Origin of the sequence: Actinoplanes sp. NPDC048988 (genome assembly GCF_043197815.1) — a bacterium.
Classification (GTDB): domain Bacteria; phylum Actinomycetota; class Actinomycetes; order Mycobacteriales; family Micromonosporaceae; genus Actinoplanes.
The window spans coordinates 560,843-578,792 of the sequence record NZ_JBICTW010000004.1 but is presented as its reverse complement, the minus strand read 5'-3'; the positions used below and the strand labels follow the sequence as shown (position 1 = coordinate 578,792).

The window sequence follows — 17,950 nt, the reverse complement described above, 5'->3', positions numbered from 1 at the left end:
TCCATGGCTTCGAGGGGCGAGATTTCGAGGTGTGGGCAACCTGTTCACACCATCGCCGTACGAAGGTCCTCACGTGAGCATCGACGACGACATCGCTCGATTCGACTGGCCCCGCATGAGGCAGCCCGGCTCGGCGTCTGGATCGAGCGCATCCTTTTGTCCGTGGCAGGTCCCTGCGAGGGCTGCGCGCCGGTCGCGACCGTCCTGGTCGCGGCCCTGCCCGAAATGACGCCGCTGGGGCACAGCGTGGCGCTTGATCTTCTGGCCCGAATCTCCGCCGCTGACATCACCGGGCCGGCGCACGAACAATTCGGTCGTTCGCTAGTGCGAGGAAGGTTTCTCGGTGCTCCTGGCCCGGATCACGTCCAGCATCAGGTCGAGGTGGCCGCGGTGCTGGGCGGTCTCGCGGATCATCTGGGTCCACAGCCAGCGCAGGCTGACCGGTGCCTTGCCGAACGACGGCAGCGCGGCCCGCGTGTCCAGGTCGTCGATGCGGGCGACGGCGGCTCGGCTGCGGGCGCAGGCCTCGATGTAGAGCGTGCGGAGCTCGTCCACCGAGTCGTCCGCCGCCGAGCTCCAAGCCCACTGTTCGCCGGGTGGGGCGGACGCCCACGGTTCCGGGTAGGGCTCGCCGAGCAGCTTGTGCGTGAACCACAGGTCTTCCATGTGGGCGAGGTGCTTGACGATCCCGCCGATGGTCATGGTGGTCGCCGGGAGCAGGCGGGCCGCCGCGTCGGCCTCGGTCAGGCCGTCGAGGGCGGCCAGCGTCCACTCGCGGTGCTGGTCGAGGAACTGGGCCAGTGTGTCTCGCTCGTTCATGGCGTGGTTGATTGTCGACACCGGAACAGCCCCACCCGTACGGGCAGGGCTGTTTCGGTGTCGATGGATCAGAAGACCGAGACGCCGTAGACGCTCAGGGGCTCGGTGACCGGCTGGAAGTACGTGGTGCCGCCGGAGGAGCAGTTGCCGCTGCCGCCCGAGGTCAGGCCGAGCGCGGTGGTGCCGGAGTACAGCGGGCCGCCGCTGTCGCCCGGCTCGGCGCAGACGGTGGTGCGGATCAGGCCGGAGACCGAACCCTCGGCGTAGTTGACCGTGCTGTTCAGCGCGGTGACCCGGCCGGAGCGGGTGCCGGTGGTGGAGCCGCGGCGGTAGACGGTCGCGCCGACGGCCGGGGTGCCGGCCGAGGTGATGTCCTGCGAGCCGACGCCACCGGTCTTGGTGATGGTCGTGTTCGTGTAGCGGACGATGCCGTAGTCGTTGCCCGGGAAGCTCGTGCCGGACCGGGTGCCCAGGGTGGTCGAGCCGTTGGTCCAGGTCGAGCCGATGTTGGTGCAGTGGCCGGCGGTCAGGAAGTAGTTCGTGCCGGCGCTGTTGCGCACGTTGAAGCCGAGCGAGCAGCGGCCGCCGCCGGCGTAGATCGCGTCGCCGCCGGAGATCTTGACGGAGATCGTGCCGGGTGCCGACTCGATGCGGGCGCGGTCGCCGAGCTTGGCCACGGTGGCCTGGACGGCGGCGAGCTTGGCGCCGGTGACCGTGCTGTCGACGGACACGACGACCTGGTTGCTGACCGGGTCGATGGCGAACGCGGTGCCGGGGGTCTTGAGTTCGGCCTTCAGGGCGTTGTCGGCGGCGGCCAGGCTGGCGCCGCTGCGGGCGACGAAGCGGGGCGTGGCCCCGGCGGCGGTGACCGAACGGGCGGTGGCCGCGTCGGTGACGTTCACGACCACCTTGCCGGCGTCGTCGATGTACGACCCGGCGATGCTGGCGCCGAACTGGGCGTCGAGCTTGCCGGCGAGCGCCGAGGGCGCGAACGAGGGGTCGGCGCCGGGCGCGGCCGCCGCGGATGACGCGGGCGAGAAGGCCATGAGCGTGGAGCCGACGAGCACAGATGCCGCCAGGCCGACGATCGGTCGGCGCAGCTTCCGGTTGAGCACGGTTCCTCCCGGGGGATGGGGATGACGCCTGATGCGGCGTACCGGGCTCAGTATTGGCAGACGTCGATGCATCCTTCAAGATGCGGGCATTTCTCCCCAACCCCCGGCAGATCCGCTGTGACCTGGGGAAATGAGCTCACATACCGCCGATCGTATTACCGAACCGGGATGACAAGATTTATGTTTATCAATGCTTTTAGCGCTTGGTGCAGGCCGGAGCCGATGTGGCGATGCGGTTGCTCGAGTACGCGACGGCCACGGTGAAGCAGTAGTTCAGGTTCTCGTTCAGGCCGTACACCACGTAATCGCCGCTGCCGGCGGGCAGCTGCTGGAAGGGTTTCGGATCCTGCCCGGCGCGACCGCCGGAAACCAGAATCGGGCCTTCGGCGTCTTGCGGGTACGTCCACTGGAGCACCACGCTGTCGCGGTTGTCCCGCAGGCGCACGTTCTGCGGCGCGCCCGGATCGGCCTTGGCCGCCGGTGGCTTGGACGTGGCCGGCGCCTTACTGGTCGCCTGGGCCGACGGCGCCGCCGCAGTGGTGGCCGGCGGGGGCGGCGGGCCGGTGGCGCCGTCGGCGTCCGGCAGGGTCAACGCGACCACGGCGACGGCGGCGGCGATGCCCGCGACCAGCACCGCGGCCAGGATGAAGGGCTGGCGGCGGCGCGGGGCGGGCGGCTGCTCGGTACGGACCGGCAGGCGGCGCTCGGTGTTGGGCGGCGGCTCGTACGTGCTCGCCGGGGCCGAGCCGACCGGCTGCGGGCGCCCGTCCGGGCCGTAGTCGGGCGCGCGCTGGCCCGGCATCGGCGGCGGCGTGTCGGCTCGCGCGTGCCGGCCGGTCAGGTCACCCGGCGCCTGATGCACGTCGGACAGGTACAGCGGCTGCTGATAGACCGTGCCGTTCGGGTCGGTGGCCCGGTTGTCGGCCGGCTCCTCGGGCGGGAAACCCTCGCTCGGGTCGGGCACGGTCGGACGCCGGGGAAACGGCAGATGGCGTACGCCCGGAGTCTCCACCGTGGTGACGCCCGCCTCCTGGGCCTTGCAGGCGTGCTTCGGCGAGGCCGGCGCCGCCGCCAGCGCCGCCACCTGGCGGACCAGCGGATGATCGGCCGGCAGGTAACGGGCGCAGAGCTCCTGCGCCTTGGCCAGGTGATCGCGGGATTCGGCGTCGCGGCCGCAGTCGCGTTCCATCGCGCCCAGCCGGGCCAGCATCTTGATGCCGGCCGGAGCGGCGTCACCGTACAGGCGGCTGTGCCGGCGCCAGGCCGCGGAGAGCCGGCCGCGGGCGGCGCCGCAGTGGCCGGCGGCGTGCTCGGCGGTGGCCAGATCGGCCTCGGCGGCCAGCACGCGGGGCGTGTCCGGGCCGTCGATCTCGGTCAGGTCGCCGACCAGCCGGCGGTAGACCCGGGCCGCGTGCCCGAACTGGCCGATGCGCTGGAGGACGGCCGCGTGGGTGGCCGCGGCGGCGACCGTACGCTCGTCGTGCGGCCCGTGCAGGCGCTCCTCGGCCGCGTGCGCGAACTCGGCCCACACGCGCGCGCTCTGCACGTCGCCGAGCGCGATCAGGATGCGGGCGTGCAGCGCGGCCGCGAGCGCGAGGTCGGGACTGGCCTGGCGAGGGTCGGCGGCGGCCGGGTCGAGCACATTGGCCAGGACCCGCTGAGCGCCCACGAGATCGCCGGCCGACGTCAACGTCTGGGCGCGGTGGGTGAGCTCGGCTAGCGGAGGAGCGGCCATATATCTCATAGTGCTCGCGTGAATACCGTAGGTACAAGTCAGCAGGCGCGAACACCCAGTCCGATCTGCGCTGGCCAGGCAGGATAGAAATCAGATATGTCCGTCGAAGAGATCGCCATCGTCAAGCGCGAGTTGCTCATCCGCCATCTGGAGGCGTGGGCGCCCGCGGCGCTGCACCGGGCCCGGCGGGTGGTCTACGCGCACGGCTACGCCGACGCGGACGGCGGCCTGGCGGCCTCGGCGGCGGCTCGGGTGCTGGCCGATCAAGCCGATTATGTACGGGGTCGCGAGCTGTCCATGGTGGCCACGGGCGCCGAGGTGCCGGCGCTGGACGCCTTCCCGGTACACGCGATCTCCGGCCCGACGGACACGATGCTGCCGGTGGCGCTGACGGCGATCGGAGCTCAGCGCGTACCGCTGCTGGGTTTTCTGGATGGCGCCTCGGCCGGGGTGAGTCCCGCGCCGGCCACGGTCGCGGCGCTGACGGCCGGCCGGCCGGCCGAGTTCCTGCTGATCCTGCCGCCGGGCGCCGACCCCGGCCCCTATCGGGCCGGATGGCCGCTGGTCACGCGGGTGGAGCTTGCCGTCTCGGACGAGCCGGGCGAACTGCTGATCTACGGAACCACCCTGGGCAAGAGCCTCGAAGGGTTCAAGGAGACCCTGTGGGCGGTCGACGAGTTCGCCGGGGTGCGCTACCGCGACCCCGGCGACCCGGACCGGCACCTGATCGACATCTCGCTCACGCCGCACCCGGGTCCGCTTCGCCGCGAGCTGCTGGCGTTCCTGGAGCGGGGCCCGGCGACCGTGACGGAGTTGCGGACCTTCGCGCTCACCGAGACGGTCTACCGGGCGGCCGACGCCACCCGGGTGCTGCACTCGCTGGTGGACGCGGGAACGGTCTCCCGGTCACCCGAGCACGGCCGCCTCGGCGGAGACGTCGTGATCTCGCTTTAGGACCGGCTCTTGTCCTGCTTCCAGGACAGCGGGCCGGGCAGGTCGACGCGGTGCGCGCGGGTGCGCGAGTTCCACGACCAGCGGCCGATCTTGAAGCTCCACGAGGAGAAACCGTTCTCGGTGAAGTTCAGGATCAGCGGGCCGAACTTCTTGCGGCTCCGGAAGACGATGCCCATCGCTCTATGTCCCTTCGTGGGGGTGTCGGGGATGGGCCGACGATTCCCGATTCGCCGAATCGGCAAACTTGGCTGTCTAACGGGGCTGCCACGCGTCCGGGCGTGTCGTGAGCTTGCGGACGTGGGCCGGCATCCGGCCGCTGAGCACCTCGGCCAGGCTGACCTCGTCGAGCACCTCGCGGATGGCGGCGCGCACGGCGATCCAGAGGTTGGGCAGGTTTTCGGCCGCGCCCGTGTACTGAGTCTCCTCAGGACGGAGACCGCGCACGCCGGCGAGCGGCCCATCGACGGCCCTGATGATCTGGCCGATCATCACATCGCGTGGGGGTTGTGACAGTGTGTAGCCACCCTCGGCGCCTCGCTGGGCCCGGACCACACCGGCGCGGCGCAGGTCGGCCAGCACCGCCTCGAGGAACTTGCGGGGCATTTCCTGGTCTTGGGCGATGGCTTGGGCGGACATCAGCGCCGGGTAGGCCCGCGCCAAACTGAGGGCGGCCCGGACCGCGTAGTCGCCGCGCGCGGAGATCTGCACATACCCATAATGCCTCGTCGGCGCCAGCGACTCACACATACCCCACGGATATATGGGGATTACCCTCTGTCAGGTGGCCGTCGCTGTGCGGGAATGGCTTGCCGGGGTCCGTGCGCGGCGTCCGCACGAAACTGTCCCGGGCTCATGCCGACCTCTCGATGGAAGAAGCGGCCGAAGTTCGTCGGCTCGGCGAACCCCAGGTGACGGCCCACCTCGGCCACGGAGAGCGAGGTGCAGGCGAGCAGCCGGCGCGCCTCCAGGGCGACCCGGTCGTCGACGACCTGCTTGGCCGTGCGGCCGGTCATCGACAGACAGGCCCGGGTGAGGGTACGCACCGAGCAGTTCAGTTCGTCGGCGTAGTCCTCGACCCGGCGGCTGTGCGGATGACCGGACTCGAGCATCGACCGGAAGCGCGTGTAGGTACGGCTCTCCGGCCCGGCGTTGTCGGCCCCGGCCAGCAGGGCGATCCGCAGCAGCAGGACGCGGAGCTGGTGGCGCAGCAACTCGCCGGCCAGCGGGCCCCGGCGGTGCCGGTCGCAGTCGACCGCGAGCTGCGCGAACTCGCTGATCACGGCGTCCTCGTCCTCGCCGCGCAGCTGCCAGCGCCCGACCGCGGGCTCCTCGTCGCCGGCCAGATGGGGCTCGAAGGTGATCGCCGACGCGGTCAGGCCGTTGCGGCCCACCCGCAGCGCCTGGCCCGGCCGGATCCAGAGCAGCGTGCCCGGCCGGCAGGAGTGCGCGAAGAAGTCGACCTCGACCGCGCCGTGGCCGGCCGTCGCCAGCAGCAGCACGTGGAAAGGAAGCCGCTCGGGCGCCCCCGAGCCGGTGGCGTCGAGCGCGCAGGTGCCGACGCCCGCCCAGCCGGGCGGGCGGAAACTGGTCGCGGTGTCACGCGAGGCTGCAAGGGACATCGCGCCGACGGTAACCGCCGATGACCAGCGACGCATCCCTGGTCCGGACGATGTTTTCCGTGGTCGGGGAGTTATTCACCCGCAGGCACGGATATGTCCGTTTCTTGACTCGGATTCCGCTATTTGTCCGGTTGTTGATTTTGCGCTCGTAAAAGAGCGACCCGCACGGACCGGCAGTGTCCGTGCGGGTCGCTTCTTTGTATTTCTATCTACCGGCGAGAAGCCGGTTGACCGCCGCGTCGACGTCCAGGTGTTCCGATTCCCGCCCGCGCGGCACCACCACATAGGTGCGCCGGAGGAATCGGACCAGGACGCTGCGAGGCACTTCGAACAGCGCGTTGCCGTCGGGTGACGACAGCGCCAGGGCGACGAAATCCCCCCGGGGCGTGGCCCACGGCCACACCCGGACGTCGCCGATGCCCGCGGGCTCATCGAGCCCGGTCACGAGCAGTTCCCGCGCAAAGGACCAGCTCACGGCTTCCCCACCGGCTGATTCTGCGTGGAACAACACGTGGACCGCATACGGGTCGGCTGGGTCGTAACGCAGACTGGCGCGCACGGGCAGTGCCGTGGCGTCAGGCGCTACGAGCCGCAGCGAGGTCTCGACCTCGACGGTCGTTGGACGAATGGTACTCATGGACGAACTCCCCCCGGCACCGCTGCGAGGCTGGTGAACCCCGCGTTTCCCATACTCAGGTGATCCCTGTCGTTACGCTCCGCCATACGCTGATCTCACCCAGTAGTGGGAAGACGGTTCCGAAAACCCTTTGGTACAAGACGAAAAGCGATATCTTGTCCTGTTCTGCCCAAGTACTCGGTTCCGCCCGGCGTCGGGTGGTCCAGCAGTTGACTTACTCCGGTAACGTCCATTCCTCCCGGGTAGTGACGGGGACCCGGAACACTGGGGGATGAAATGACTACGAAACCCGACGAAGATCAGTCCCCACTCGGTGTGCTGGACAAGATCCGCGCGAACCCGACAGGCCGGCTGGCCCTCAAGATCTCAGTAGCCACACTCGGCGCCATCGTCGTCGCCGTGGGCATCGTCCTGATCCCCTTCCCCGGCCCCGGCTGGGCGATCGTGATCCTCGGCCTGGCCATCTGGGCCATCGAGTTCGCGTGGGCCAGGAAGCTGCTCGAGTTCACGAAGAGGCACGTACAGGGCTGGACCCACTGGATAGCCCGCCAGTCCTGGCCCATCAAAATCATCGTGGGCCTGGTCAGCTGCGCCTTCGTGTGCGCCATCGTCTACATCTCGGTCCGCCTCAGCCTCGGCATCGACCTGATCGACGAGGGACGCAAACTGCTGACGTGACCCCTGATTCGCCCCCACGGGCCGGCGTCTAGTAGAGTCTGACTCCGTTGAGGGCGATTAGCTCAGCGGGAGAGCGCTCCGTTCACACCGGAGAGGTCACTGGTTCGATCCCAGTATCGCCCACATATTTCCGCAGGTCAGGCGGATACCCGCCGACCGGATCGTAGATGGCTCCCGAAATTTGGGAGCTTTTCTGCTCTTGGGGCAAGGAGCGCGGCGTTACGTTGAGCGCCCAGGCCTAGTCCCCTGATCGTGTTTCCATCGCCCGGTGGCCTGCTGAGCTGCGGCTGGAGGCTCTTCTACCGGTCGGCCGGCGGAGCAAACTCCGCGGTGACCTCGTGCCGTGTGGCCCGGAAACCTCACCAGCCGCGCCATGTGCGGTGCGTATGCCGCAGGTCGTGGAAGTACTTGCGATGGGGCTGTCGGTCAGCGCCGTCGTTGGGCGGCTACTCCCTGCGGTCCGCCACCGGTCCGGATCGGCCCGGGTTGGCGAAAGGTGGCGCGGCGCTGGTGTTGCCGGTCCGAAGTCCGTCGACGATGAGCGTGACCATGCGACGGCCGTGGTCGGGTTCCTCGGTCGGCAGGGGCGTGCACAGTTTGGCGACCGCGTAGAGCAGGTCCTGTGGGCTGACTTCGGGGCGGATCTCCCCGGCGGTGACCGCGGTGTCGAGCAGGGATCCCAGGGCCGGCGCCAGCTTTTCCATCAGGTAGGCGGAGAGGCCGTCGTACGCGGGGTCGCCCGAGTGCAGCGCCGCGGCGAATCCGCGTTTGGTCGCGACGAACTCGGTGAGCCGGTCGAGCCATCGGGCGAGGGCGGTTGCGGGCGTGTGCTCGGCGGCCAGCGCCGGGCCGGCGTCGGCGCAGGCGTCGATCTCGCGCTCGATCACCGCCTTGATCAGGTGGGAGCGCTGGGGGAAGTGCCGGTAGAGCGTGCCGACTCCGACGCCGGCCAGGTCGGTGATCTCCTTCGCCGGCGCGTCCACCCCCGACGTCATGAAGACCGCTTTCGCGGCCTCGAGCAGCGACTCGAGGTTGCGCTGGGCGTCGGTTCGCTTCCGGCGCGTACCCATGCTCGCCCTTGAACCGGTGGTCTCCGGCACCGTCGCCTCCCTTGCTGTTCCGGAAAAGCTTTCCGTATAATTCCGGAAAGGCTTTCCGTTTCAGTCACCGTACCCCGAGGAGACGATCATGCGTTACCGCACCCTGGGCCGGACCGGCATCAAAGTCAGCCCGTACGGGCTCGGCGCGCTGATGTTCGCCACGCGGGTGGGCAACCCGGACCCGGAGGATTCGATCCGGGTGATCCACAAGGCGCTGGACGCGGGGATCAACCTCATCGACACCTCCGACGCCTATGGAGACTCGGAGGAAGTCGTGGGCCGGGCGCTCAAGGGGCGGCGGGACGCCGTCGTGCTCGCCACCAAGTTCGGCCGGCCGGCCGGCACCGACCCCAATCAGCAGGGCGGCTCCCGGCGCTGGATCATGACCGCGGTGGAGAGTTCGCTCCGCCGCCTGCAGACGGATCACCTAGATCTCTACCAGGTGCACAAGCTGGACCCGGACACGGACATCGAGGAGACCCTCTCCGCGCTCACCGACCTGATCCGCGCCGGCAAGGTGCGGGCGATCGGATCGTCCAACACGCCGGCCGTCGACATCGCCGACGCCCACTGGCTTTCCGAGAGGCGTGGGCTGGAACGCTTCCGCACCGAGCAGCTGCCTTACTCGATCCTCAACCGCGGCGCCGAGAACGACGTGCTGCCGGCCGCGCAGCGTTACGGCCTCGGCACGCTGGTGTGGGGCCCGCTCGGGCAGGGCATGCTCACCGGCCGCGTCCGCAAGGGCCGGCCGAACGACCTGAGCCGCGCTCGCTACTTCAAACACCTCAACGACGAACGCCGCGTCGACGTCGTCGAACAGCTCGTCCCGCTCGCCGGCGAGGCCGGCCTGCCGCTGGCCCACCTCGCCATGGCCTTCACCATCGCGCACCCGGGCGTGACCAGCACGCTGCTCGGCGCACGCACCGTGGAACAGCTCGACGACCTGCTCAACGGCCTCGGCGTAGCGCTCACCGACGACATCCTGGAAAGGATCGACGCGATCGTCCCGCCCGGCACCGACGTCACCCGCCTCGACCAGGCCTACGTACCCCCGGCCGTGCTCGACCCGAACCTGCGCCGCCGGGCCGCCGGCGAACGCGGCGCCGCCTGAACGTCAGCGGGTGGGAGTGGGAGTTTTTCGTTCCAGCAGTACCACTACGAGGAGTTTGGTGGGGAAGCGCTGGACCGTCCGGTAGGACTGGTTGATGCGTTGGCGTTTGCCCGGGTTCATGTCTTGCAGGGGGTCGGTGGGGCTGTCCATCCGGACCACCCAGATGCGGGGTGGGTTGCCCAGGCAGGCGGCGTTGGGGCACTCGGTGGCCAGGAACTTGCCGTCGCGGCGCTGGGGGGTGCGGGCCAGCACGTCGGGCGGGCGTGGGGCCGGCAGGTAGCGCTCGTAGATGTCGCGGGCCGCCCACGGGATGCTCGGGTGGGTGTCGGGGAAGACCACGACGTCGCCCGGGCGGTAGCGGGGGCCGATGACCGCCGCGATGTTCTCCGAGTCCTGGCCGTGGCCGTCGACCAGGCGCAGGCTGACGTAGCTGGGCCAGGAGAGCAGGACGGCCAGGCCGATCGCGAGGAAGGCCTGGGTACGCCCGAAACGCACGGCGGCCGTGGCGGCGAGCAGGGCGATGGCCGGGAGCGAGAACAGCGCGTACCGGGGAACCCAGATCGGAATCACCGCACCCGCGCTCAGCATGAGCGTGGTCGGGATCAGGGCCGTGGCGGCGATGCTGACCAGGGCCGGCTCGGGGCGCAGGCCGACCAGCGCGAGCACCAGCAGGAGGCCGCCGACCGCGGCCGATCCGAACAGCGAGCTGGGGAACGCCTGCAAGCCGGACAGGCCGACCAGCCCGATCCAGGAGACCTGGGCCGTCTGGCCGGAGGCCCACCAGGCCAGCAGCAGCGCCGGTAGGGCGCCCACGACGGCGGCCGCCAGCCAGCGCAGGGTCGTCGGCCAGCCGTCCGTCTTTTTCGCGCACTGCAACCACACCACCGCGACCGCGTGCGCCGCGAGCAGGAACAAGCCGCTCAACGGGTGCAGCGCCCCGGCCAGGCCGGTGACCGCCGCGTAGGTGGCCAGGCGGCCGGCGGAGGGCCGCTCGACGAGCCGGATCAGGCATAGGACGGCGATCGCGGCCAGAAGCATCACGATGGCGTACGGCCGTGCCTCCTGCGCGTACCGGGAGGTGGTCGGCGTGACCACGAACAGCAGTGCCGCCACGCTGCCCGCCAGCGGGCCGGCGACCCGTCGGCCGATCGCCGTGATCACCACGGCGGTCAGGACGAAGGCCAGCAGACCGGGCAGGCGCAACGCCGCGGTCGAGGTGCCCGCGACGGCGGTGTAGACCTTCATGACGGCGTAGTACGGCGCCAGCACCGCGTCCACCGTTCCGGACAGTTGCCACAACTGGGACCACGAGACGCGCACCGCGCCCCAGGTGGCGAGCTCGTCGGCCCACAGCGCCGGGGTCGTCAGGTGCCAGACGCCGAACGTCACCGCGGCCAGCAGGGGCGCGACCCAGGCGGTGACCGACAGCCACCGGCCGGAGGCCGGGGACGGTGCCCGTCGGGACCGGACCGGCGTGGACGTGTCCCCGGTCACGGGGGTGCGCTGCTGGGGTACCAGAGCGCCCGATTTGTGCGTGGGTGCGGCGCTGGCGGTGATCGGTGACGCTCCAGGGCAGAAGGTCCGGGGGCTTTGCATCATAGAGCGCGAGCGATCGCGGTCGACACCGCTGAGTCGAAATCGTGGTGAACGGCGGAGCGTGTTAGATCTGTCACTCCCTATGGGGCCGCACCGTCCACATTGATCACCTACGCTGCACCGCGAGCCGGGCCATCGATCATCATGCGCCGGGCTGACTGCTGGGGCGGTCGAACTCTGTCGAGACACGGGGAGTAATTCGTGCGCAGACGCGCGCAGGTGTGGGGAGGCGGCCTGCTGACAGCAGCGTTGGCCGCTGGTCTTCTCGGGGGCGGTTCGGCGCTGGCCGTGGCCGGAGCCGAGGAGGTCGCCGATGGGGCACTGCCCTTCGTAGCAAAGATCAATTTCGGTGATCAGAGCGGCTGCGGCGGAGCGCTGGTCGCCCCGCAGTGGATCATCACCGCCAAGGACTGCTTCGCTGTCGGTGATGCGGCGGTTACCGCCGGTGCGCCGGCGAAGCCGGCCACGGTCCTGGTCGGGCGGGCCGACGTCACGACGACGACGGCCGGTAAGCGGCTCGCGGTGACGGCGCTCGTTCCGCACCCGGATCGCAATCTGGTACTGGCCGAGCTGTCGGCCACGGTCAGCGGTATCGCGCCGGTGTCGTTCAGCGCTGACGCGCCTCAGGAAGGCGAGACGCTGCGGATCGCCGGCTACGGCCGGACGAGCACCGAGTGGGTGCCGACCCGTATGCACGCCGGTGACTTCGCGGTCGGCGCGGTGTCGGCCGGCCGGTTCGAGCTCAGCGCCGCCTCGGCGGGCGCCACCCTGTGCAAGGGCGACGCCGGTGCTCCGGCGTTCCGGGAGACCGCCTCCGGCCCGAAGCTCGTCGGCATCAGCGTCGAGTCGGGTCAGAAGGGCTGCCTGGGCGAGCCGGACACCCGGACGGGCGAGGCGGCCGGTGCGCGCACCGACGACCTGGCCGACTGGATCCGGACCAGCACGGCCGTCACCCCGAACGGCCTGCGCGAGACCGTGACCGGCGAGTTCACCCGGGACGGGATCCAGGACCTGGCCGGCATCGACGCCGCCGGCGTCCTCTGGCTGTACCCCGGAACGGCCACTCCGGGCGTGTGGGGCGCCAAGGTCAAGATCGCCACCGGCTGGGCGAGCGTGCGTGAGCTCGAGACCGGCCGGATCAACCGCGACGCGTACGACGACCTGACCGGTATCAACGGCACGAACAACACCCAGGTGTACTGGCCCGGCACGGCCGCGGGTGGCTCGTTCGGCAGCAGCGTCCAGATCGGCGCCGGCTGGACCACCGACCTGCGGGACATCGCGATCGGCAAGGTCGACGGGGACGCGTACGACGACCTGCTGGTCGTGAAGACCTCCACTCAGCAGCTGTTCCTTTACCGGGGCACCGCGGCCGGCGGCTCCTTCGCCGGCGGTGTGCAGTACGGATTGGGCTGGGGCAACCTGAAAGACCTGCAAGTCGGCAAGTTCAACAACGACGCGTACGACGACCTGGTGACCGTTCAGTCGACCACCGGCAAGCTGTTCATCTACGCCGGCAAGCCGGACGGCTCGCAGTTCGAGCCCGGCGCCGACACCGGCTCGGGGACGGGCTGGAACACCGCGACCTCTCTCACCAAGGCCAAGATCGACCGTACGGGTCTGGACGGCCTGGTCGAGGTCGACTCCGCCGGAAAGTCGTGGCTGCACACGCGTACCGCCGAGGCCGGATGGACCAACCGCGTCGCGGCGCCCGGAAAGGTCAGCGCGCCGCAGCCCGGCGAGCTGTCGAACATCGTGACCGGCAAGTTCAACCGCGACAACTACACCGACCTGCTCGGCATCGACGCCGCCGGTGTCGCCTGGATGCACCCCGGCACCTCCGCGAACACGTTCGGTTCCCGCGTGCAGATCGCCACCGGCTGGGGCAGCCTGCGGGAACTCGCGGTCGGCCGGATCAACCGCGACTCCTACGACGACCTGTTGGCCATCAACGGCACGACCAACGCCCAGGTCTACTTCCCCGGCACCGCGGCGGGTGGCTCGTTCGGCACCAGCGTCCAGATCGGCGCCGGCTGGACCACCGACCTGCGTGACGTGGCCGTCGGCAAGGTCGACCGCGACGCGTACGACGACCTGCTGGTCGTGAAGAGCTCCACCCAGCAGCTGATCCTGTACCGGGGAACGGCCGCCGGCGGGTCCTTCGCGGCCGGTGTGCAGTACGGCACCGGCTGGGGCGGCCTGAAGGAACTCCAGGTCGCCAAGTTCGACACCGACGACTACGACGACCTGCAGACCGTGGAGTCCACCACCGGCAAGATGCGGATCTACGCCGGCAAGGCCGACGGATCCCAGTTCGTGCCCGCCGTGGACACCGGCTCGGGCAGCGGCTGGCTGACCCGGTCCAACCTCGTTCCGGTCACCTTCGGCAGCGAGACCCGGGCCGGGCTGCTCGCCAAGGACAACGCCGGCAACCTGCTCCTTTACCCCAACCGGGTCCGCTTCGGCGTCGACTGGGCCGACCCGATCGTCTTCGGCCCTCGTGACTGATTCACCGGCGTCGAATCGCTCGATCGTGGCCCATGTGCAGAAACAAAGGGGAACTTCAATGTCGGCACCGATACGTCATCGGCGGGTAGCGGCCGTGCTCGCCGCCACCGCGCTCCTGGTCGGCGGCCTGGTCGCCCTCACCAGCGGCGCCGCCAGCGCCAAGGACGAGAACGTCGCCTCCGCCCCGCTGGTGGAGGACTTCAGCTACCCGGACGGCAGCGCGGACCCGGGCATCACCCTCACCCGGGGTGACGGCAACCTGGTCAAGGTCGAATGCGTCCTGGGCGAGACCCAGATCAAGGCGGTCTCGCTCGACGACCGGGGCATCAAGAACGATTACTGCTTCCAGCTCCGCGGCGACCACGGATTCGTGGAAATGGTCCTGGTCGGCGCCTTCCAGGTGTGGGCCGACGACACGCACGAGGTCGTCGCCCACTACACCGTGGAGGGCGAGTCCGAGACGACGACGGTCCAGCCCAACGACCTGGAAGGCATCGGCATCGGCGAGAGCCGGGACGCCGCGACGCTTCTGGAGCTGCGGATATGACCGGCCGCATCTCATTCCGTACGGCCGCTGCCTCCATGTCAGCCGTGTTGGTGGCCGGCACCCTGGTGGCGGGTGGCCTCACCCAGCCGGCGATCGCGGCCGAGCCCCAGCTCACCGACCGGGAGCGCGTTCTGCAGGTGCTTCTGGCGGCCAACGGCGGAGTCTCGCCGACCGCCGCCGACCGGATCGGCGACCTCGACGAGGATCTGGTGGCCAAGGTCAGCCCGGCTGACGCTCTCGGCACCGCCTCCAACGTCAGCCGGGCCGCGGGCGCGGCCCTGGCCGGCTCCGACAGCGACGTCAGCGCGTTCCTGAGCAAGGGATATGCCGAGGCTCTGGCACAGGACGAACGGCTGCGGACGGTACGGCTCGTGTCGACCGGCGGGCCGGCCACCCACCTGGCCGCGCAGACCGCGCTGAACGGAAGCGACGCCGACGTACACACCTTCCTGACGACCGGCTGGCAGACGCCGGACCAGGTCGACAACGAGGTGGCGGTCACTCAGCTGCTGACGTCGGCCACCGGCCCGGCCGTGAAGGCCGCGGCCCGGGCCGCCATCGACGGCACCCCCGAGGCCAGGAAGGAATTCCTGGCCACGGGCTTCGTCGCGGCGCGGGCCACCGACCGCGAGGTGCGGGTCACCCAGCTGATGAGCTCCGGCGGGCCGATCGTCCGCGAAGCGGCGCGAACGGCGCTGCAGGGCGGCCCGGAGGACATCGAGGACTTCCTCGTCGTCGGCTACGAGATCGCCCAGGCCCGGGACGAGGAGGTCGCCACCCTCAGCACCCTGGTCGACCAGGCGACGGCGGCGAACCAGACCGCGGCCGAGGAGACCTTCGCCGCGAAACGCGCGGCGGCCCAGGCCAAGGCGCAGGCGCAGGCGGCCAAGCAGGCGGCCAAGCGCGCGGCCGACGAGACCGCGGCCGCCAAGGACTCGATGCAGAAGGCCAACGCCGCGGCGGCCCGAGCGGCCGAGGCGGCACGTGAGGCGGCGGCCGCCGCGCAGAAGGCGACCAGGGCCGCCCGGGCCGCGGTCGCGGCCGCGAAGACCGCCGCCACCGCGGCGGCCCGCGCGTCCCAGGCCGCCGTCCGGGCCAGCCAGGCGTCGATCAAGGCGCGCCAGGCGGCCCGGGACGCGGCCCACGACAAGACGAAGGCCGCGGCCGCGGCCGCCTCGGCCAAGGACGCGCTGGAGATCGCCCGGGCCTCGGACGACGCGTCTCTGCTGGCCGACCAGGCCGCGCTCGCCGCGGAGGACGCGAGTGACGCCGCGGATGCCGCGACCTCCGCCGCCGGCAACGCCGCCGAGGCCGGGGCGGCGGCGAACACCGCCAGCAAGAACGCCAACGTGAGCAAGAAGGAATCGGCCAAGGCCAAGCGCGCGGCCGCGCAGGCCTCCCGGCAGGCAGCCGAGGCGGACCGGGCGGCCAAGGCGGCCACCGCGCTGGCCCGGCGGGCCGCCGCGGCGGCGAAGCTGGCCGGCAAGTACGCCCGGGACGCCGCCACCCACGCCCGGCGGTCGGCCGAGGCGGCCGACACCGCGGCGGCGCACGCCGGCGAGGCGACCGACCTGGCCAAGAGCGCCGACGAGAACGCCGCCCGCGCTCAGGAGGCGGCCACCATCGCGGCTCAGGCCGCGACGACCGCCGACGAGGTGGACGCCGCCGCCCGCAGTGCCGAGGCGGAGCAGCTCACCGCCCGTACGGCGCAGGCCAAGATGGAGGCGCTGGCCGCGCAGGACGCCGAACTGGACCAGCTCGACGAGCTTCCGGCGTTGACGGCCGTGAACCTTCCGGTGCGCGAGCGCTGGAACGCGGCCACGGTCCAGTTGCTGGCCGAGGCGCGGCAGGCCACGGACACGGCGACGATCGTGAGCAAGACCCGGCAGGCGGCACTGCAGCTGCTCACCACCGACGGTGCTTGGGTGCAGACCGCCGCGGGCGACGCCCTGGTCGGGAGCGAGGACGACGTGGTGGCGTTCCTCCGGACCGACCTCGACTCCGCCGCCGACGAGGACGACCGCGACCAGCTGTTCGACCTGAGCGTCACGGGCGAGCCGCAGGCGCTGGCCGACGCGGCGAAGGCGAAGCTCGACGCCACGCCGAGCGAGGTGCAGGCGTTCCTGCGCACTCGCGTCTATCCCGGCAAGGCCGACTACCAGCGGGCGCAGATCACCGCGATCATGAACGCGGGCGGCGCGGCCTCCAAGGCGGCCGGCACCACGGCGCTCAACGGCAGCGACCAGGACCGGGAGAAGTTCCTGCTCACCGGTCAGGACTACGCGGCGGAGCAGGACGCCGTCGTCGCCACGACGCAGGTTCTGTCGGCGGCTCCGAAGGGATCCGAGGTACGCGCGGCCGCGCAGGCCGCACTGAGCGGGCCGATCAGCTACATCCGCCGGTTCCTCGACGTGGACCAGTACTACGCGCAACGCCGTGACGACAACACCGTGGTTCACCTGGCCCGGGTCGACAGCCTGCTCAACGAGGCGCACCAGGCCGCGTCGACCGCTCAGCGGAGTGCCGACCTGGCCGCCCAGTACGCCTACCTGGCGCACGGGTCGGCGGACGAGGCGCAGGACGCCGCCGACCGGGCCGACGCCTCGGCCACCAAGGCGGCGACCTACGCGACGAACGCGCGCAACGCCGCCATCCGGGCCAACAACTCGGCGACCAAGGCGTCGAACTCGGCCAACCAGGCCAACAACGCCGCGGCGACCGCCCGCAAGGCGGAGAAGTCGGCGATCCGGTCGGCCAAGAACGCACAGGCGGCCGCCAACCGCGCGTCCGCCGCGGCCAAGAGCGCGTCGGCCGCCGCGGCCGCCGCGCGCAAGTCGGCCATCGCCGCCGGCCAGAGCAAGGCTCAGGCGGCGATCGCGGCGCGGGAGACCATGGATGCCTACCGGGAGCAGCGGCGCAAGGATTCCGAGTCGCTGAACCCCTGCGAGAACCCGCCGGGATTCACCACGTACTGCACGTTCCTGGACTTCATGGTGGACGAGATGATCGCGAACGCGAACAGCGAGTTCGTCCGTGACATCCGCAAGGCGATGGCCAGGTGCGGTTCGAACGGAAGCGTCCTGTGTACGTCGGAGCCGGTGACGAAGTACGCGCTGCGGACGCGCCCGGGCGGCCCCTGGGACCACAAGTCCCAGCTCCGGATGATGGTGAACTGGCCGATCGATCCCCGGCTGTGTGAATGCCGATCGGACATTCCGAAGACGTCGTACGAGCTCTACTACGACGTCTGGTCCAACATCCACTTCGGATACGTGGGCACCGAGGCGGGTATCGGCCGTACCTATCTGCAGCTCCCGAACGTCATTCCGAGCAACCCGCTGACCGGGCAGACCGACATCGGGGACAAGGCCACGGTGCGGATGGGTATCGATCTGTCGAACATGTATTCCTCGCACAACAGATTGAGCAGCTACAACCTGCACATGTTGGTGATGATGAACATCCGTGAGCTGCAAATGAAGGACAAGGCCTACCTGAAGTAGCGGAACTGAACGGCCGCCGCGGGTCTCT

15 protein-coding genes and 1 tRNA gene are annotated in these 17,950 nt (G+C 70.5%); 7 read left to right on the top strand and 9 right to left on the bottom strand.

From position 1 onward, the window contains the following. Nucleotides 1-321 precede the first annotated feature (321 nt). The 3 genes from ACGFJ7_RS17060 to ACGFJ7_RS17050 form a co-directional block, all read right to left on the bottom strand. Nucleotides 322-819: a DinB family protein gene (locus tag ACGFJ7_RS17060; RefSeq protein WP_392642665.1), complete on the bottom strand. Its 498-nt coding sequence runs from the start codon at nucleotides 817-819 to the stop codon at nucleotides 322-324. A 68-nt stretch (nucleotides 820-887) separates the two neighbouring features. Beyond that, nucleotides 888-1,934 (bottom strand): S1 family peptidase, encoded by a 1,047-nt coding sequence (locus ACGFJ7_RS17055; protein ID WP_360240397.1) that lies wholly within the window; start codon nucleotides 1,932-1,934, stop codon nucleotides 888-890. Nucleotides 1,935-2,130: 196 nt separating this feature from the next. Then, the gene (locus ACGFJ7_RS17050) at nucleotides 2,131-3,669 is read right to left on the bottom strand and encodes a fibronectin type III domain-containing protein (RefSeq protein ID WP_360240394.1); all 1,539 of its coding nucleotides are present in this window, start codon (nucleotides 3,667-3,669) and stop codon (nucleotides 2,131-2,133) included. Between the two features lie 96 nt (nucleotides 3,670-3,765). Here ACGFJ7_RS17050 and ACGFJ7_RS17045 point away from each other — a divergent pair, with 96 nt between their 5' ends. After that, the gene (locus ACGFJ7_RS17045; protein WP_360240391.1) at nucleotides 3,766-4,623 is read left to right on the top strand and encodes a hypothetical protein; all 858 of its coding nucleotides are present in this window, start codon (nucleotides 3,766-3,768) and stop codon (nucleotides 4,621-4,623) included. On the opposite strand, the gene ACGFJ7_RS17040 is transcribed toward ACGFJ7_RS17045, so the two are convergent. The 4 genes from ACGFJ7_RS17040 to ACGFJ7_RS17025 all read right to left on the bottom strand — a co-directional run bounded on the left by ACGFJ7_RS17040 (nucleotide 4,620) and on the right by ACGFJ7_RS17025 (nucleotide 6,879). Next, nucleotides 4,620-4,799 carry a DUF4236 domain-containing protein gene (locus tag ACGFJ7_RS17040; RefSeq protein ID WP_097325190.1) on the bottom strand — a complete coding sequence of 60 codons (180 nt, stop codon included), beginning with the start codon at nucleotides 4,797-4,799 and terminating at the stop codon, nucleotides 4,620-4,622. The two genes, ACGFJ7_RS17045 and ACGFJ7_RS17040, sit on opposite strands and share 4 nt — an antisense overlap. 76 nt (nucleotides 4,800-4,875) lie before the next feature. Further along, nucleotides 4,876-5,331 carry an Rrf2 family transcriptional regulator gene (locus ACGFJ7_RS17035; protein ID WP_097325192.1) on the bottom strand — a complete coding sequence of 152 codons (456 nt, stop codon included), beginning with the start codon at nucleotides 5,329-5,331 and terminating at the stop codon, nucleotides 4,876-4,878. Nucleotides 5,332-5,390: 59 nt separating this feature from the next. Then, nucleotides 5,391-6,242: a helix-turn-helix transcriptional regulator gene (locus ACGFJ7_RS17030; protein ID WP_360240387.1), complete on the bottom strand. Its 852-nt coding sequence runs from the start codon at nucleotides 6,240-6,242 to the stop codon at nucleotides 5,391-5,393. Between the two features lie 205 nt (nucleotides 6,243-6,447). Next, complete coding sequence (locus ACGFJ7_RS17025) at nucleotides 6,448-6,879, bottom strand: SsgA family sporulation/cell division regulator (protein ID WP_020514863.1); 432 nt, start codon at nucleotides 6,877-6,879, stop codon at nucleotides 6,448-6,450. 276 nt (nucleotides 6,880-7,155) lie between these two features. Between ACGFJ7_RS17025 and ACGFJ7_RS17020 the strand changes: the two genes are divergently transcribed. After that, the gene (locus ACGFJ7_RS17020) at nucleotides 7,156-7,557 is read left to right on the top strand and encodes a TIGR02611 family protein (protein WP_360240384.1); all 402 of its coding nucleotides are present in this window, start codon (nucleotides 7,156-7,158) and stop codon (nucleotides 7,555-7,557) included. Between the two features lie 51 nt (nucleotides 7,558-7,608). Next, nucleotides 7,609-7,680, top strand: a tRNA-Val gene (locus ACGFJ7_RS17015). 323 nt (nucleotides 7,681-8,003) lie between these two features. Here the strand turns inward: ACGFJ7_RS17015 and ACGFJ7_RS17010 are convergent. Continuing rightward, nucleotides 8,004-8,627 (bottom strand): TetR/AcrR family transcriptional regulator, encoded by a 624-nt coding sequence (locus ACGFJ7_RS17010; RefSeq protein ID WP_392642664.1) that lies wholly within the window; start codon nucleotides 8,625-8,627, stop codon nucleotides 8,004-8,006. A gap of 118 nt (nucleotides 8,628-8,745) precedes the next feature. Between ACGFJ7_RS17010 and ACGFJ7_RS17005 the strand changes: the two genes are divergently transcribed. After that, nucleotides 8,746-9,768, top strand: coding sequence for an aldo/keto reductase (locus ACGFJ7_RS17005; RefSeq protein ID WP_392642663.1), 1,023 nt, complete (start codon nucleotides 8,746-8,748; stop codon nucleotides 9,766-9,768). 3 nt (nucleotides 9,769-9,771) lie between these two features. Here the strand turns inward: ACGFJ7_RS17005 and ACGFJ7_RS17000 are convergent, their stop codons facing one another. After that, entirely contained in the window at nucleotides 9,772-11,262 is a 1,491-nt protein-coding gene (locus ACGFJ7_RS17000; protein WP_392642662.1) for a glycosyltransferase family 39 protein, read from the bottom strand. Between the two features lie 303 nt (nucleotides 11,263-11,565). Here ACGFJ7_RS17000 and ACGFJ7_RS16995 point away from each other — a divergent pair, with 303 nt between their 5' ends. The 3 genes from ACGFJ7_RS16995 to ACGFJ7_RS16985 are packed head-to-tail and all read left to right on the top strand — an operon-like array spanning nucleotide 11,566 to nucleotide 17,922. After that, the gene (locus tag ACGFJ7_RS16995) at nucleotides 11,566-13,872 is read left to right on the top strand and encodes a S1 family peptidase (RefSeq protein ID WP_392642661.1); all 2,307 of its coding nucleotides are present in this window, start codon (nucleotides 11,566-11,568) and stop codon (nucleotides 13,870-13,872) included. Between the two features lie 58 nt (nucleotides 13,873-13,930). Further along, the gene (locus ACGFJ7_RS16990; RefSeq protein ID WP_360240372.1) at nucleotides 13,931-14,419 is read left to right on the top strand and encodes a hypothetical protein; all 489 of its coding nucleotides are present in this window, start codon (nucleotides 13,931-13,933) and stop codon (nucleotides 14,417-14,419) included. 35 nt (nucleotides 14,420-14,454) lie between these two features. Next, nucleotides 14,455-17,922 carry a polymorphic toxin type 44 domain-containing protein gene (locus ACGFJ7_RS16985; RefSeq protein ID WP_360240369.1) on the top strand — a complete coding sequence of 1,156 codons (3,468 nt, stop codon included), beginning with the start codon at nucleotides 14,455-14,457 and terminating at the stop codon, nucleotides 17,920-17,922. The last annotated feature ends 28 nt before the right edge of the window (nucleotides 17,923-17,950 follow it).